At 56.1% G+C, this 14487-nt stretch carries 12 protein-coding genes and 2 tRNA genes; 3 read left to right on the plus strand and 11 right to left on the minus strand.

The window, feature by feature from the left end:
* Positions 1-8: 8 nt before the first annotated feature.
* The 9 genes from nusA to rlmE form a co-directional block, all read right to left on the minus strand.
* The gene (gene nusA, locus HFD97_RS11340; RefSeq protein WP_009092410.1) at positions 9-1496 is read right to left on the minus strand and encodes a transcription termination factor NusA; all 1488 of its coding nucleotides are present in this window, start codon (positions 1494-1496) and stop codon (positions 9-11) included.
* Between the two features lie 24 nt (positions 1497-1520).
* Positions 1521-1973, minus strand: coding sequence for a ribosome maturation factor RimP (rimP, locus tag HFD97_RS11345; RefSeq protein WP_009092411.1), 453 nt, complete (start codon positions 1971-1973; stop codon positions 1521-1523).
* Positions 1974-2184: 211 nt separating this feature from the next.
* Positions 2185-2261 (minus strand) — tRNA-Met (locus tag HFD97_RS11350).
* 59 nt (positions 2262-2320) lie between these two features.
* A tRNA-Leu gene (locus HFD97_RS11355) sits at positions 2321-2407 on the minus strand.
* A gap of 37 nt (positions 2408-2444) precedes the next feature.
* Positions 2445-2783 carry a preprotein translocase subunit SecG gene (gene secG / locus HFD97_RS11360; protein ID WP_009092412.1) on the minus strand — a complete coding sequence of 113 codons (339 nt, stop codon included), beginning with the start codon at positions 2781-2783 and terminating at the stop codon, positions 2445-2447.
* A 217-nt stretch (positions 2784-3000) separates the two neighbouring features.
* Positions 3001-4335: a phosphoglucosamine mutase gene (gene glmM / locus HFD97_RS11365; RefSeq protein WP_167431942.1), complete on the minus strand. Its 1335-nt coding sequence runs from the start codon at positions 4333-4335 to the stop codon at positions 3001-3003.
* A 2-nt stretch (positions 4336-4337) separates the two neighbouring features.
* Entirely contained in the window at positions 4338-5171 is an 834-nt protein-coding gene (folP, locus tag HFD97_RS11370) for a dihydropteroate synthase (RefSeq protein WP_167431941.1), read from the minus strand.
* Positions 5172-5250: 79 nt separating this feature from the next.
* Positions 5251-7176, minus strand: a complete 1926-nt coding sequence (ftsH, locus tag HFD97_RS11375; protein WP_009092418.1) for an ATP-dependent zinc metalloprotease FtsH — start codon at positions 7174-7176, stop codon at positions 5251-5253.
* 113 nt (positions 7177-7289) lie between these two features.
* Complete coding sequence (gene rlmE, locus HFD97_RS11380; RefSeq protein WP_009092419.1) at positions 7290-7919, minus strand: 23S rRNA (uridine(2552)-2'-O)-methyltransferase RlmE; 630 nt, start codon at positions 7917-7919, stop codon at positions 7290-7292.
* 127 nt (positions 7920-8046) lie between these two features.
* Between rlmE and yhbY the strand changes: the two genes are divergently transcribed.
* Positions 8047-8340: a ribosome assembly RNA-binding protein YhbY gene (gene yhbY, locus HFD97_RS11385; protein ID WP_009092420.1), complete on the plus strand. Its 294-nt coding sequence runs from the start codon at positions 8047-8049 to the stop codon at positions 8338-8340.
* A gap of 106 nt (positions 8341-8446) precedes the next feature.
* Here the strand turns inward: yhbY and greA are convergent, their stop codons facing one another.
* Positions 8447-8923, minus strand: a complete 477-nt coding sequence (gene greA, locus HFD97_RS11390; RefSeq protein ID WP_009092422.1) for a transcription elongation factor GreA — start codon at positions 8921-8923, stop codon at positions 8447-8449.
* A gap of 250 nt (positions 8924-9173) precedes the next feature.
* Here greA and dacB point away from each other — a divergent pair, with 250 nt between their 5' ends.
* Positions 9174-10607, plus strand: coding sequence for a serine-type D-Ala-D-Ala carboxypeptidase (gene dacB / locus HFD97_RS11395; RefSeq protein ID WP_009092423.1), 1434 nt, complete (start codon positions 9174-9176; stop codon positions 10605-10607).
* Positions 10608-10744: 137 nt separating this feature from the next.
* Here dacB and HFD97_RS11400 read toward each other — a convergent pair whose 3' ends face one another.
* Positions 10745-13009 carry a TonB-dependent siderophore receptor gene (locus tag HFD97_RS11400; protein WP_167431940.1) on the minus strand — a complete coding sequence of 755 codons (2265 nt, stop codon included), beginning with the start codon at positions 13007-13009 and terminating at the stop codon, positions 10745-10747.
* A 239-nt stretch (positions 13010-13248) separates the two neighbouring features.
* Here HFD97_RS11400 and fes point away from each other — a divergent pair, with 239 nt between their 5' ends.
* The gene (fes, locus tag HFD97_RS11405) at positions 13249-14475 is read left to right on the plus strand and encodes an enterochelin esterase (RefSeq protein ID WP_167431939.1); all 1227 of its coding nucleotides are present in this window, start codon (positions 13249-13251) and stop codon (positions 14473-14475) included.
* The last annotated feature ends 12 nt before the right edge of the window (positions 14476-14487 follow it).

A 14487-nucleotide genomic window follows, 5' to 3' on the forward strand; every position in this document is an offset into this window, starting at 1 on the left:
TCCTGTTATTACGCGTCATCGCCGAACCAGCAGATATTACGTGCGGCCATAATCAGCGCGCCGGCTTGTTCATCAGACAGGCCTTCAATATCCGTCAGATCGTCAACACCTTGCTCAGCGAGATCTTCCAGCGTGCAAACGCCTTTCGACGCCAGGCGGAACGCCAGCGCACGATCGAGACCTTCAAGGTTCAGCAGGTCCTCAGCAGGATCCTGATTACCAAGGCTCTCTTCTTTCGCCAGTGCCAGGGTGGTTAACGCATTTTTTGCTCGTTCACGCAGGGCTTCAATGGTCTCTTCGTCGAGGCCGTCGACTTCCAGCAGCTCGTTGATAGGCACATAGGCCAGCTCTTCCAGCGAGGAGAAGCCCTCTTCCACCAGTACGGTGGCGAACTCTTCGTCGATGTCGAGATGTTTCGTGAACATATCGATCGCTGCATGCGCTTCAGCCTGATGCTTAGCCTGCAGATCATCGACGGTCATCACGTTCAGCTCCCAGCCACTCAGCTGTGATGCCAGACGCACGTTTTGGCCGTTACGGCCGATCGCCTGAGCCAGATTGCCAGCTTCGACGGCGATATCCATGGTGTGGTTATCTTCATCAACCACGATTGACGCCACATCGGCCGGGGCCATGGCGTTGATAACAAACTGCGCCGGGTTATCGTCCCAGAGCACGATATCGATACGCTCGCCGCCCAGTTCGCTGGAAACAGCCTGAACACGCGCGCCGCGCATGCCCACACAGGCACCCACCGGATCGATACGTTTGTCGTTGGTTTTGACTGCAATTTTCGCACGCGAACCCGGATCGCGGGCAGCGGCTTTAATTTCAATCAGTTCTTCGCCAATTTCTGGCACCTCAATGCGGAACAGTTCGATCAGCATTTCCGGTTTGGAACGCGTTACGAACAGCTGCGCGCCACGCGCTTCCGGGCGAACGGAGTAGAGCACGCCACGGATACGGTCGCCTGGACGGAAGTTTTCACGCGGCAGCATGTCTTCGCGCAGAATGACCGCTTCAGCATTGTTACCTAAGTCGAGGGAGATGTTGTCGCGGTTAACTTTCTTCACCACGCCCGTGATAATTTCGCCTTCCTGCTCACGGAACTGATCAACCACCATTGCGCGCTCAGCTTCGCGCACTTTCTGCACGATGACCTGCTTAGCGGTCTGGGTGGTGATACGGTCAAAGGTGACCGATTCAATCTGATCTTCGACATAATCGCCCAGATTGAATGCTTCATCTTCGAAGCGGGCCGCATCCAGCGTGATCTCGCGCGTCGGCTGAGTCACCTCTTCTACGATTTCCCAGCGGCGGAAAGTATCGAAGTCGCCACTGCGGCGATCAATGCTGACGCGTACCTCAATTTCCTGCTCGTACTTTTTCTTGGTCGCAGTCGCCAGCGCGCTCTCCAGCGCTTCGAAGATTTTCTCACGCGGCAGGGCTTTTTCGTTAGAAACGGCTTCTACAACAGCTAAGATCTCTTTGTTCATCCTGGTTAGCCTCAATCCGGACTTTTAAAAGTGGGGGACCAGGTTCGCTTTCTGAATATTACTCAGCGCGAACACTACATCGTTACCCTCAACATGCACCGTGATCATCTCGCCATCAACTGACTTGATGATTCCCTGCCATTTACGGCGGTTCTGAACGGCCATACGCAGCACCAGAGTCACTTCCTCACCCATAAAGCGGGTGTAGTGTTCTGCGGTAAACAGAGGACGATCGAGTCCCGGTGAAGAGACTTCAAGGTTGTAAGGCACGGTAATGGGATCTTCTACATCCATTACGGCGCTTACCTGGTGGCTGACATCGGCGCAATCATCGACATTGATGCCATCTTCACTATCAATATAGATGCGCAGAATAGATGTGCGACTACGAACGAATTCAATACCAACCAGTTCGTAACCCAGCGCTTCTACCGGAGCCGATACCAACTCTGTCAATTTTTGCTCTAATGTGGACAAGCCCACCCCCAAGACATAAAAAAAGGGCCTATAGCCCAGTATTACGATTCGCTAATAACAAAAAACCCCGAATATTCGGGGCTTTTAGTCACTGGACCCTGTCTGCCGCAATGCGGCCCGGACTCCATCCAAAGAATTTTCTTTCAAAAATCAGCCGTGAATGCGTCCGTCGATGCACACAGTATATTTGAAAAATAACTCAAAGGGAAAGTGGTTGCGGGGGCCGGATTTGAACCGACGACCTTCGGGTTATGAGCCCGACGAGCTACCAGGCTGCTCCACCCCGCGTCCGAAAACGTGGCGAATATTACGCCAGACCTGCATAAAATGCAAGTGATACTACGATTTGGTACCGAGGACGGGACTTGAACCCGTAAGCCCAATCGGGCACTACCACCTCAAGGTAGCGTGTCTACCAATTCCACCACCACGGCACTACACTGACCACAACGATGCGTTGTGTTGACGACCTTACTTAGGAATATCGCTGCCCGGTGTAACCGGTTGAGCTGGCTTTTCAGTCTGTTGAGAAGACTGCGCCGGCGCAGAAAGATTTTCCCACTCGCTTCCTTTCGAGGCTTTATTGCTGTTCAGATTACCCAGAACCAGGCTGATGATGAAGAACAGAGCCGCTAAGATGCCAGTTGTGCGCGTCAGGAAGTTACCTGAACCCGAAGAACCAAACACCGTACCGGATGCGCCTGCACCGAATGAGGCTCCCATATCAGCGCCTTTGCCTTGCTGCAGCATGATCATACCTACGAGGGCGATCGCTACAATAAGGAAAACAACTAAAAGAGCTTCGTACATATTCAACCTGTTCCTTGCACGATAATCGTACAGTTAAAGCTTCAGCCAGTATTGATGGGGAGTCTCGTCATCACCCATCAGAAGCGGGTGTGAATACTAACCAAAGGCGCATAGCTCTGCAAGTGCAATTTTCACCACCTAAACTGATTGCAGAAAAAAGCGCCATCCCGGTGATTTTACAGGCAGTTCAGCCTGCTGCGAACCGCCTGCAGGCGTTTTAAACCGCCTTGACCTGGTCGGCGATCAGATTAGCCAGCTCTGTTACCTTCGCCTCATCCTCGCCCTCAACCATAACCCGAATCAACGGCTCAGTGCCTGACTTACGCAGTAACACGCGTCCGCGCCCCGCCAGGGCTTTTTCCGCCTCTGCCGTTGCGGCTTTGACCGCCTCGCTTTGCAGCGGATCGTGCTCACCGGCAAAGCGGACGTTAACCAGCACCTGTGGCAGCATCTTCATGCCGCTGCAGAGGTCGTGCAGGCTCATGTGATTACATACCATCGCAGTAAGTACTTGCAAACTTGCAACGATACCGTCGCCCGTGGTGGTTTTATCCAGCAGGATAACGTGACCGGAGTTCTCCGCGCCGAGACGCCAGCCCTTCTCCTGCATCTTCTCCAGCACATAGCGGTCGCCCACTTTGGCGCGGGTAAACGGGATGCCGAGCTGCTTCAGCGCCAGCTCCAGGCCCATGTTACTCATCAGGGTGCCCACCACGCCACCGCGCAACTGACCCTGACGCAGGGCTTCACGCGCGATGATATAGAGGATCTGGTCACCGTCGACTTTGTCACCCAGATGGTCAATCATCATAATGCGATCGCCGTCGCCATCATAGGCCAGGCCGATATCCGCCTTCTCTGCCAGAACACGCTGCTGCAGCAGTTTGAGATCGGTCGCCCCACACTCTTTGTTGATGTTCATGCCATCCGGCTGAACACCGATGGCAATCACGGTCGCCCCCAGCTCACGCAGCACGTTCGGCGCGATGTGGTAGGTGGCCCCGTTGGCACAGTCGACCACAATTTTCAGGCCATTCAGATTGAGTTCGCTGGGGAAAGTGCCCTTACAGAATTCGATGTAACGTCCCGCGGCATCGACGATGCGGCTGGCACGGCCTAACTGCGCAGACTCCACGCAGGTAATCGGCTTCTCCATCTCCAGCTCAATCGCTTCCTCGACATCATCCGGCAGCTTTGTCCCTTCGGAAGAGAAGAACTTAATGCCGTTGTCATCAAACGGGTTGTGTGAGGCAGAGATTACAATGCCCGCCTCAGCGCGGAAGGTGCGGGTCAGGTAGGCAATGGCCGGGGTCGGCATCGGGCCGGTAAAGGCCGCCGTCAGGCCCGCCGCGGCGAGCCCCGCTTCCAGCGCTGATTCCAGCATGTAGCCTGAGATACGCGTATCTTTTCCGATGATGATCTTCTTTGAACCGTGGCGTGCCAGCACTTTCCCGGCGGCCCAGCCCAGCTTCAGGACGAAATCGGGGGTAATAGGGGCTTCACCGACTTTGCCGCGAATGCCATCTGTACCGAAATATTTGCGATTACTCATGTTTATCCTTTTGCTCTTCGGGTCGCTTCGACCACGCGCATTGCTTCAGCCGTCTCTTTCACATCATGCACGCGAATAATCTGCGCGCCCTGCATGGCTGCAATCACCGCGCAACTCAGGCTGCCGGTTAAACGCTGTGACGGGCCGACATTTAACAGCTGGCCAATCATCGATTTACGGGACATTCCCACCAGCAGCGGCAGACCGAAGTGGTGAAAATCGCCCAGATGGGCCAGCAGTTCATAATTGTGGCTGAGATTCTTACCGAAACCGAAGCCCGGGTCGAGTATCAGCCGTTCTTTTTTGATACCCGCCGCTTCACAGCGCGCAATCTGCTGAGCGAAGTAAGTGTCCACTTCGCTTAAAATGTTGTCGTAAGCGGGAGCCTGCTGCATGGTGCGGGGTTCGCCCTGCATATGCATCAGACAGACGGGCAGATCGGTCGCCGCGGCCGCCTCCAGCGCGCCGGGTTCAGAGAGCGAACGCACGTCATTAATGATGTGAGCACCCACTCGCGCGGCTTCGCTGATAACCTCTGCTTTAGAGGTGTCCACGGAAATCCAGACTTCGAACCGCTGGGCAATGGCATCAATGACGGGAATGACACGCTCCAGCTCCTCTTCCACACTCACCTCATCCGCGCCCGGACGGGTGGATTCCCCGCCGACATCGATGATGGTGGCTCCTGCGTTGACCATCTCATTGGTATGAGTCAGTGCATCGACCAGCGCGTTATGTTTACCCCCGTCAGAAAAAGAGTCCGGCGTGACATTCAGAATGCCCATCACATGAGGAAAAGATAAATCGAGATGGGAATCACGGGCGAACAACTTCATGGCGGAAACTCCTTACGGGTCACTATCCGGATGTAAAAAACCCCGGACCAGCCGGGGTTTTGTCTGACGAGATAACGTCTTATTTATTGTACTGCTCTGACATGGTGTTGCCTGGGTTTGGCGTACGCGGTTCATCGACCGGACGCGGCGCCTTCGGCGTACCGTTGCTGTCTGAGTTGCTGCCAGGATCTTCCCAGCCCGCTGGCGGACGCACTTCGCGGCGCGCCATCAGATCGTCGATCTGCGGTGCGTCGATGGTTTCATACTTCATCAGCGCGTCTTTCATTGCGTGAAGGATGTCCATGTTCTCACCCAGGATGCGACGGGCACGCTGGTAGTTGCTGTCGATCAGGTGCTTCACTTCCTGGTCGATGATACGGGCCGTTTCATCAGACATGTGTTTCGCTTTGGCAACAGAACGGCCAAGGAACACTTCACCCTCTTCTTCTGCATAGAGCAGCGGACCCAGTTTGTCTGAGAAGCCCCACTGCGTGACCATGTTGCGTGCCAGGTTGGTCGCGACTTTAATGTCGTTCGACGCACCGGTAGAAACATGTTCTGCGCCGTAGATGATCTCTTCTGCCAGACGACCGCCGTAGAGGGTCGAGATCTGGCTTTCCAGTTTCTGACGGCTGGCGCTGATCGCGTCGCCTTCAGGCAGGAAGAAGGTCACACCCAGCGCACGGCCGCGTGGGATAATCGTCACTTTGTGCACCGGATCGTGCTCTGGCACCAGGCGACCGATGATCGCGTGGCCCGCTTCGTGATAAGCCGTCGACTCTTTCTGCGATTCGGTCATGACCATAGAGCGACGTTCCGCACCCATCATGATCTTGTCTTTGGCTTTTTCGAACTCAACCATCGACACCACACGCTTGTTGGAACGGGCTGCAAACAGTGCGGCTTCGTTGACCAGGTTGGCAAGGTCAGCACCGGAGAAGCCAGGCGTACCACGCGCAATGATGGCGGCATCGATGTCGGTTGCCAGCGGCACACGACGCATATGCACTTTCAGAATCTGCTCACGACCACGGACATCAGGCAGACCCACCACAACCTGGCGGTCAAAACGACCTGGACGCAGCAGCGCCGGGTCCAGTACGTCAGGACGGTTCGTCGCGGCGATAACGATGATACCTTCGTTACCTTCAAAACCATCCATCTCCACCAGCATCTGGTTCAGCGTCTGTTCACGTTCATCATGACCTCCGCCTAAACCGGCACCACGCTGACGACCGACGGCGTCGATCTCATCGATAAAGATGATGCAGGGCGCGGCTTTTTTGGCCTGTTCGAACATGTCGCGCACGCGGGATGCACCGACACCGACAAACATTTCCACAAAGTCAGAACCGGAGATGGTAAAGAATGGCACCTTCGCTTCACCGGCAATCGCTTTTGCCAGCAGGGTTTTACCGGTTCCCGGTGGCCCCACCATCAGCACGCCTTTAGGAATTTTACCGCCCAGCTTCTGGAAACGGCTCGGCTCACGCAGGTACTCAACCAGCTCACCCACTTCTTCTTTCGCTTCATCACAACCGGCTACGTCAGCAAAAGTGGTTTTAATCTGGTCTTCCGTCAGCATGCGGGCTTTGCTTTTACCGAAGGACATCGCGCCCTTACCGCCGCCGCCCTGCATCTGACGCATAAAGAAGATCCACACACCGATCAGCAGCAGCATCGGGAACCACGAAATGAAGATGGAAGCCAGCAGGCTCGGCTCTTCCGGCGGTTCGCCAACCACTTTGACGTTTTTGGTCAAGAGGTTATCGAGCAACTTAGGATCGTTGACAGGAATGTAGGTGGTGTATTTATTGCTGTCTTTTTTAATAACGTTAATTTCACGCCCGTTAATACGTGCCTCGCGGACCTGATCCTGGTTCACTTCCGACAGGAAGGTTGAATAATCAACCCGACGGCCATTCGACTCGCTGGGCCCAAAGCTCTGGAATACTGACATCAGCACGACCGCGATGACTAACCAGAGAATCAGGTTTTTCGCCATGTCACTCAAGGGATTAACCTCATATTACAACGGTGTTAACAGATAGCGTAGGGTACTATAGATCCTGCATACATGGAATCGCAGCTCAGCTGCGGACAACTCCAGCAATTTGGTTATAGTTTGCGCCCAGTCGCCACAATGTACACTTCACGTGAACGTGACCGTGAAGCGTCCGGCTTACGAATTTTCACTTTCGTAAACAGGGAGCGAATTTCCCGCAGGTATTCATCGAAGCCATCTCCCTGAAACACTTTCACTACAAAACTTCCGCCGGGTGCCAGGATATCCCGACACATCTCCAGCGCCAGTTCGACCAAATACATCGACCGGGGAATATCTACGGCAGGTGTACCACTCATATTCGGCGCCATATCGGACATGACAACCTGAACTTTCTCTTCGCCAACGCGCTCAAGCAGCGCATTGATCACCGATTCTTCACGAAAATCGCCCTGAAGGAAATCGACACCGACTATCGGATCCATTGGCAGGATATCACAGGCAATGATGCGCCCTTTGTTCCCGATTTGCTGTACAACATACTGCGACCAGCCACCGGGTGCAGCACCCAGATCTACCACGGTCATACCGGGTTTGAAAAGCTTGTCACCCTGTTGTATTTCATCAAGTTTAAACCAGGCACGCGAACGCAACCCTTTTTTCTGCGCCTGAAGTACATATTTATCGCTAAAGTGTTCCTGAAGCCAGCGGCTCGAGCTGGCCGAACGCTTTTTACCCGTCATAATATTTCCAGTTAAATCGTCATCGTAGCGATAAACCTGCACGCAGTGGGTTGCGCCGATTTGGTGATATACCCGAGATGGCGGTAGAATGAACCGTTTTCAATCCCTGAGTAAGTAAAAAACTACGATGAATCTAAGTACCAAACAAAAACAGCACCTCAAGGGCCTCGCCCATCCGCTCAAGCCGGTCGTTATGCTGGGTGGCAATGGCCTGACTGAAGGCGTGCTGGCCGAAATCGAGCAGGCTCTGTCGCATCACGAACTGATCAAGGTGAAAATCGCCTCGGAAGATCGTGAAACGAAACAGCTAATCGTTGACGCTATCGTGCGTGAGACCGGTGCCAGCAACGTACAGGTGATCGGCAAAACGCTGGTGCTGTATCGCCCCTCTAAGGAGAGCAAAATTTCTCTGCCACGCTAAGTGGGCAAAGAAAGTGCCATGCTCCCACCTCAGATAAAAGGCCGCATTGCGGCCTTTTTCCTTTCTTTACATTGTGCTTTAGCGCTTTTCAAAGCGTAGCAACACTTTAAAGGTATTCCACCTTCAGGATCTCATACTCAACGTCGCCGCCTGGGGTTTTAATGATGGCGACATCATCCGCCTCTTTACCCACCAGGCCACGCGCCATTGGCGAATTGACAGAAATCAGATTTTGCTTAAAGTCCGCCTCGTCATCGCCGACGATGCGATAAGTCGCCTCTTCGTCGGTTTCGATATTCAGTACGGTTACCGTTGCGCCAAAGATCACGCGTCCGGTTTTAGGCATCTGCGTTACGTCGATAACCTGCGCATTAGAGAGTTTGGCTTCAATCTCCTGAATGCGGCCTTCGCAGAAACCCTGCTCTTCGCGCGCAGCGTGATATTCCGCGTTCTCTTTTAAATCGCCATGTTCGCGTGCTTCAGCGATAGAGGCGATAATGCGCGGGCGCTTCACGGTTTTCAGCTCGTTCAGCTCTTCGCGCAATCTTTCAGCGCCTCTCAACGTCATCGGAATCTGATTCATTTAAGCTCCTCGCCATCTTTCCTGTTTAACGGTGTCATCCTGACTGGTGACTGCAGAAAAAAGCGTTCTGCGGCGCATTAGCCCGTTTTTTGCAAATAAAAGAATCCTGACCCGGAGATGCTTCCAGGCCAGAAAAGAGTTTTGCAATTTGATACGTATTTTACCCCAGAGTTCCCTGCGGGTCATCGTTTACTTTGCACCGCCCAGCGACGTAGTATTGACGCCCTCACCTGCCAGTTACCGCGAGATTATGCGATTTTCACGACTTGTTACCGGATTAAGCTGCGCATTTATGCTGCAGGCACACGCAGCGCCAGTTGATGAATACATGCAGTACCTGCCAGACGGCGCCAATCTGGCGCTGATGGTGCAGAAAGTGGGCGCATCAACCCCGATCATCGATTACCACGGCAAACAGATGGCCCTGCCCGCCAGTACCATGAAAGTGGTGACGGCGCTCGCGGCGTTGCTGGAACTGGGCGGCGATTACCGTTTTCAGACCACCTTTGAGACCCGTGGCTCTATCGTGGATGGCACGCTGAATGGCGATTTAGTCGCCCGTTTCGCCGGCGATCCCACCTTAAGCCGCCAGGATCTGCGCAATATGGTGGCGGCGATAAAGAAGCAGGGCATTAACCATATCAAAGGCAACCTGGTGATTGATACCTCCGTGTTTGCCAGTCACGACATGGCTCCGGGCTGGCCGTGGAACGATATGACCCAGTGCTTCAGCGCCCCGCCAGGGGCCGCCATTGTGGATAAGAACTGCTTCTCGGTGTCGCTCTACAGCGCCAGTTCGCCGGGCGAAAACGCGTTTGTCCGCATCGCCTCCTACTATCCGGCACACATGTACAGTCAGGTTCGCACCCTGGGCCGCAACAGCGGCGAAGGGCAATATTGCGAACTGGATGTGGTACCGGGTGAACTGAACCGTTATACCCTGACCGGCTGTATGCGTCAGCGTGCAGAGCCGTTGCCGCTGGCCTTTGCCGTGCAGGATGGCGCGGCCTGGGCGGGCGAGATCCTCAAGGCGGAACTGCGCGCGTCAGAGATCGACTACAGTGGCCATCTGGTTCGTCAGACACAGGTCACCGAGCCGGGTACCGTGCTCGCCTCCACCCAGTCTGCGCCGCTGCATACCCTGCTGCACACCATGCTGAAGAAGTCAGACAACATGATTGCTGATACGGTGTTCCGCACCATCGGCCACCACTACTTCAATGTGCCTGGCACGTTCCGCGCCGGTCAGGATGCCGTGCGCCGCATCCTGAAAGCCAAAGCCAACATCGATATGGGCAACAGCATTCAGGTGGATGGTTCCGGTCTGTCACGCCATGACCTGATCTCGCCGCAGACCATGATGCAGGTTTTGCAATTCATTGCGAAGAATGACAATACGCTGGATTACATTTCGATGCTGCCGCTGGCGGGTTATGACGGCACGCTGCAGTATCGCGGCGGGCTGCATGAAGCGGGACTGGATGGCAAAGTCTCGGCGAAAACCGGTTCCCTGCAGGGGGTCTATAACCTGGCAGGCTTTATCACCACCTCCAGCGGTGCGCGGGTTGCCTTTGTGCAGTTCCTCTCCGGCTATGCGGTTCCACCAGAGGATCAGCGTACCCGCCGTATTCCGCTGGTGCGTTTTGAGAGCCGGCTCTACCGCGATATCAATCAGAACAACTGATCCGCGCGTAACAAAAAACGCAGCGGGTCATCGACCTGCTGCGTTTTAATCGTCTTCTCCGGACGGCGTTGCGACAGCCTCTCCCCCGTTCAGTCACGGCGGTCAGCCTTCTCCCGACCCGGTTATCACTGCATCAATCAGAAGCGGGTGTTCACACTCATGTACCAGGTGCGGCCCGACTCATTGAAGGTATTGGCCCCTGCCCCGTAGAGGTAAGCGCCGGTTCGCGTATTACCCGTGGTCTGTGCATTGCCCTCACGAAAATGACGCTTGTCGAACAGGTTATCGACGCCTGCGGTGACGCTGACAGAGGCGTTAATGTCATAGGTGCCACTCATGCCGAGCACCGAATAGGGGCTGACCTGATCGGTTGCACTGCCGGTGACGGCGTTACCTTTATAGTCATACTTCTTCGGGACCTGCTTGCCATACCAGGTCAGGGTGGTCTGCAGGGAGAGATCCGCCATCGCCTGCCAGCTCAGCGTAGAGTTGAGCGTATATTCCGGAATCACTGACAGGCGGTCCCCGGTCTCTTTGTTCTTACTCTGCAGCATGTAAGTGAAGTTGTTGTTCCACGTCACGCTGTCGGAGAAGGGAACGTTGATCGTGCCTTCCACGCCTTCGACCAGGGCTTTCGGCACGTTTTCCCATTTGTAGATGTCCGTTTTGCCGTTAGAGGCGGTGCCGGTTGGCACCCTGCCCGCGTCGATCTTGTTGCGGTAGTCGTTACGGAACCAGGTCAGTCCGGCCTGATAGCCGTCACGCTTCCACTCCAGCCCAATCTCCTTGTTGATGCTGTTTTCTGCTTTCAGATCATCATTCCCCATCAGGTAGCAGGCTCCGGTACTGGCGGCGCAGCCCTGGCCGTTACTGTAGAGCAGATAGTTGGGGTTGGTCTGATAGAGGCTCGGCGCTTTATAAGCACGGGCGATACCCATTTTCAGGGTCAGCTCATCGCCCAGCCCCTGAGACAGGTTGAGCGACGGACTCCAGTTATCGCCCACGATCGAGTGATGATCAAAACGCACTCCCGGCGTCAGCATGGTGCTGTCGGTCAGCTCAATGTTGTCTTCGGCAAACAGCGAGAAAATCTCCGCCTGAGAATAGGGTGAACGGCCGGTGGTGGCGATCCCCGGAATGGAACCGTAGCTGGCAGCCTGCGTGGTTGACGACGGATCTTTCATCCGCTGCTGATTCCACTCGGTGCCAAAGGTCGCCGTCTGATTCACCAGCCACTCAAACGGCACGCTGATCTCACTGTGCAGCAGCAGATCATCCAGCTGGATGGTGTTGAAATGGCTGTCGGAGAAGATGCCCTCCGTCCCGCCCGCCAGCCCCTCGTTCAGCCGGGAGTTGCGGGTATTCTCATACTGCGCATACGTATTGGTACTGACGCCATTGTCCCAGGCGCCGGTCCACCTGACAGAGACGTTCTGCCGGTAGAGCCGGTTAGTCTCATCGCCATATTTACTTTTCACCAGGTCACTGGTGTTGGTGTTCTGCGTATCCCCGGCGTAGAGGTTGCCCTGACGGCTGAAACCGGCTCCCACTTCCAGCGCCTGCATCGGCGCAAAGGCCCAGCGCAGCAGACCATGAATGTCTTTGTTGACCGCGCCTTCCCGGCCCGCGGGATACGATCCGGCATAGCTTCCGGTACGGGCGGCGGCGTGCCCTTCATTGATGTCATACGCATCTGCCTGCGTTTTTGCCAGCCCGCCATAGAGGCGGAAGCTGACATCATCCCCCAGCGGCCCCTCAAGGCTGAAGTTAGTGCGTCGGGAAGCACCCTCATCCTTATGCTCCGGCACGTTGTAGTAGGCGCTCCACGAGCCTTGCCACTGATGATCCATCTCTTTTCGGGTAATGATGTTCACCACGCCGCCCGCCGCCCCGTTACCGTAACGGGCCGCTGCCGGGCCGCGGATCACCTCGATGTGATCGATAATCTCTGGCGGCACCCAGTTGCTGTCGCCGCGCGTGTCACGCTCGCCACGCCAGCCCAGCCGGACGGCATTACGGCTGGTCACCGGCAGACCATCAATCAGGATCAGGGTATTTTCCGGGCCCATGCCGCGGATGTCGATCTGACGATTGTTGCCGCGCTGACCGCTGGTGGAGTTACCGGTCAGATTGACGCCCGGCATGGTGCGGATGATTTCGGCGACATCGCGCGCCGGCGGGTGCTTTTTGATTTCGTCGGCGGTAATGGTCGAGACACCCGGCGCCTGCAGCGTCTGCTCGGCGGCGGTCACCATCATGGTGCTGTCGTTAAGGCTGTCTGACGCGGTGTTGTTAAGCGCCGGATCGCTGCTGCTGGCCGCCACGGCACCGGCAGAGATGAGAGAGGCGGTGAAACCCAGTTCAATCATAATGGCCAGTGAAAGCCGCGATAACTTTTTCATTTTTCTGTTCCTGGACGACCAGCAGGGATGCCACTGCCAGCGCGCCGGTAAAAAGCTAATGTCCCTGATCCCCTTCCTGCCCGGCTGATTTCAGCACCGCGAGACACCCCGCTGAAAGCCGGTGCGGCAGAGAAAATGCACACACGCCCTGACGAGCGGAAACACCCTATTGCAAATGCAAATAATTATCAATACTATTATTTATATCATTTATGGCACAGATTTCGTCTGTTCGAACGATGGCGCGTATGACCTGGTTAAACGAAGAGACCGGCAGTGAACGCTGGTGGCAACAGCAGCAGCAGCGGGGGATCCCGCTGATTGAACCGGGTGACGCGGGCACCTGTCAGGTCACCTTTTTCTGGCGCGATCCGCAGGGCGACACACAGAGATCGGACACCCGCCGCGTCTGGATCAACATTACCGGCGTGACCGATCATCATCATGCCGCCGCCCCTGTTTCACTCTCTCCGTTGCCCCACACCGATGTCTGGTGGTGGCAAACCTCCCTGCCCGCTGACTGGCGTGGCAGCTACTTTCTCATCCCGGATACGCAGGCTGAGCCATTTACCGGCCAGAGCGATGCGCAGGCGTTACGGCAGTGGTGGGGGCAGAAATTTCCGCAGGCGCAAAACGATCCGCTCAATCCGCTGCGAGGCTGGGCGGGCGGACGCGGCATGTCACACTCGCCGCTGCACCTGCCTCATGCGCCCGATCAGCAGGTCTGGCGGGCGGTCGATGAAGGCCGCGCCGCCGCAGTACCGCTGCAACACTTTCTGTGGCGCAGCAAACGGCTGGGCAACCAGCGTCAGATCTGGATCTGTGTAACCGGCGAGGCCGATGCTGGCGCGCGTCCGCTGGCACTGCTGCTGGATGGACAGTTCTGGGCGCACAGCATGCCGGTTGCCGGTCCGCTTCAGCAGCTCACCGCGGCAGGCGAACTGCCCCCGGCGGTCTATGTCATGATCGACATCATCGATCGCGAACACCGCACGCGCGAGCTGACCTGCAACCCTGACTTCTGGCTGGCCGTTCAGCATGAGCTGCTGCCACAGGTTGCGCACCAGACGCCCTGCCGTATCGACAGCGACCGCACGCTGGTGATCGGCCAGAGTTTTGGCGGCCTCGCTGCCGCTTACGCCACGCTGACCTGGCCCGACACCTTTGCCGGTGCCGTCAGCCTTTCCGGCTCTTTCTGGTGGCCCGGGCGCGACGATCCCAGCGGCTGGCTGCCGCAGCAGTTACAGCAGGGCCTGCTGCAGGCACCGCCACGGCGCTTTTATCTGGAAGCGGGTCGGCGCGAGCGGCTGATTCTGGCCGCAAATCAGCAGTTCCAGCGCGATCTGACCGATGCCGGACATCAGGTCAGCTATCACCCGGTTGAAGGCGGTCACGATGCACTCTGCTGGCGCGGCGGGCTGCTGACCGGCCTGAAAACCCTGTGGCCATCATCCTCATTCGCTTAACGTCCGCCGCCT

Source organism: Pantoea sp. EKM103V (genome assembly GCF_011800365.1).
GTDB classification, from domain to species: Bacteria; Pseudomonadota; Gammaproteobacteria; order Enterobacterales; family Enterobacteriaceae; genus Pantoea; species Pantoea anthophila.

Coding starts and splice junctions, on each gene's coding strand:
- nusA (WP_009092410.1), bottom strand. CDS start 1,496: ATGAACAAAGAGATCTTAGCTGTTGTAGAAGCCGTTTCTAACGAAAAA.
- secG (WP_009092412.1), bottom strand. CDS start 2,783: ATGTACGAAGCTCTTTTAGTTGTTTTCCTTATTGTAGCGATCGCCCTC.
- glmM (WP_167431942.1), bottom strand. CDS start 4,335: ATGAGTAATCGCAAATATTTCGGTACAGATGGCATTCGCGGCAAAGTC.
- folP (WP_167431941.1), bottom strand. CDS start 5,171: ATGAAGTTGTTCGCCCGTGATTCCCATCTCGATTTATCTTTTCCTCAT.
- ftsH (WP_009092418.1), bottom strand. CDS start 7,176: ATGGCGAAAAACCTGATTCTCTGGTTAGTCATCGCGGTCGTGCTGATG.
- rlmE (WP_009092419.1), bottom strand. CDS start 7,919: ATGACGGGTAAAAAGCGTTCGGCCAGCTCGAGCCGCTGGCTTCAGGAA.
- yhbY (WP_009092420.1), top strand. CDS start 8,047: ATGAATCTAAGTACCAAACAAAAACAGCACCTCAAGGGCCTCGCCCAT.
- greA (WP_009092422.1), bottom strand. CDS start 8,923: ATGAATCAGATTCCGATGACGTTGAGAGGCGCTGAAAGATTGCGCGAA.
- dacB (WP_009092423.1), top strand. CDS start 9,174: ATGCGATTTTCACGACTTGTTACCGGATTAAGCTGCGCATTTATGCTG.
- HFD97_RS11400 (WP_167431940.1), bottom strand. CDS start 13,009: ATGAAAAAGTTATCGCGGCTTTCACTGGCCATTATGATTGAACTGGGT.
- fes (WP_167431939.1), top strand. CDS start 13,249: ATGGCGCGTATGACCTGGTTAAACGAAGAGACCGGCAGTGAACGCTGG.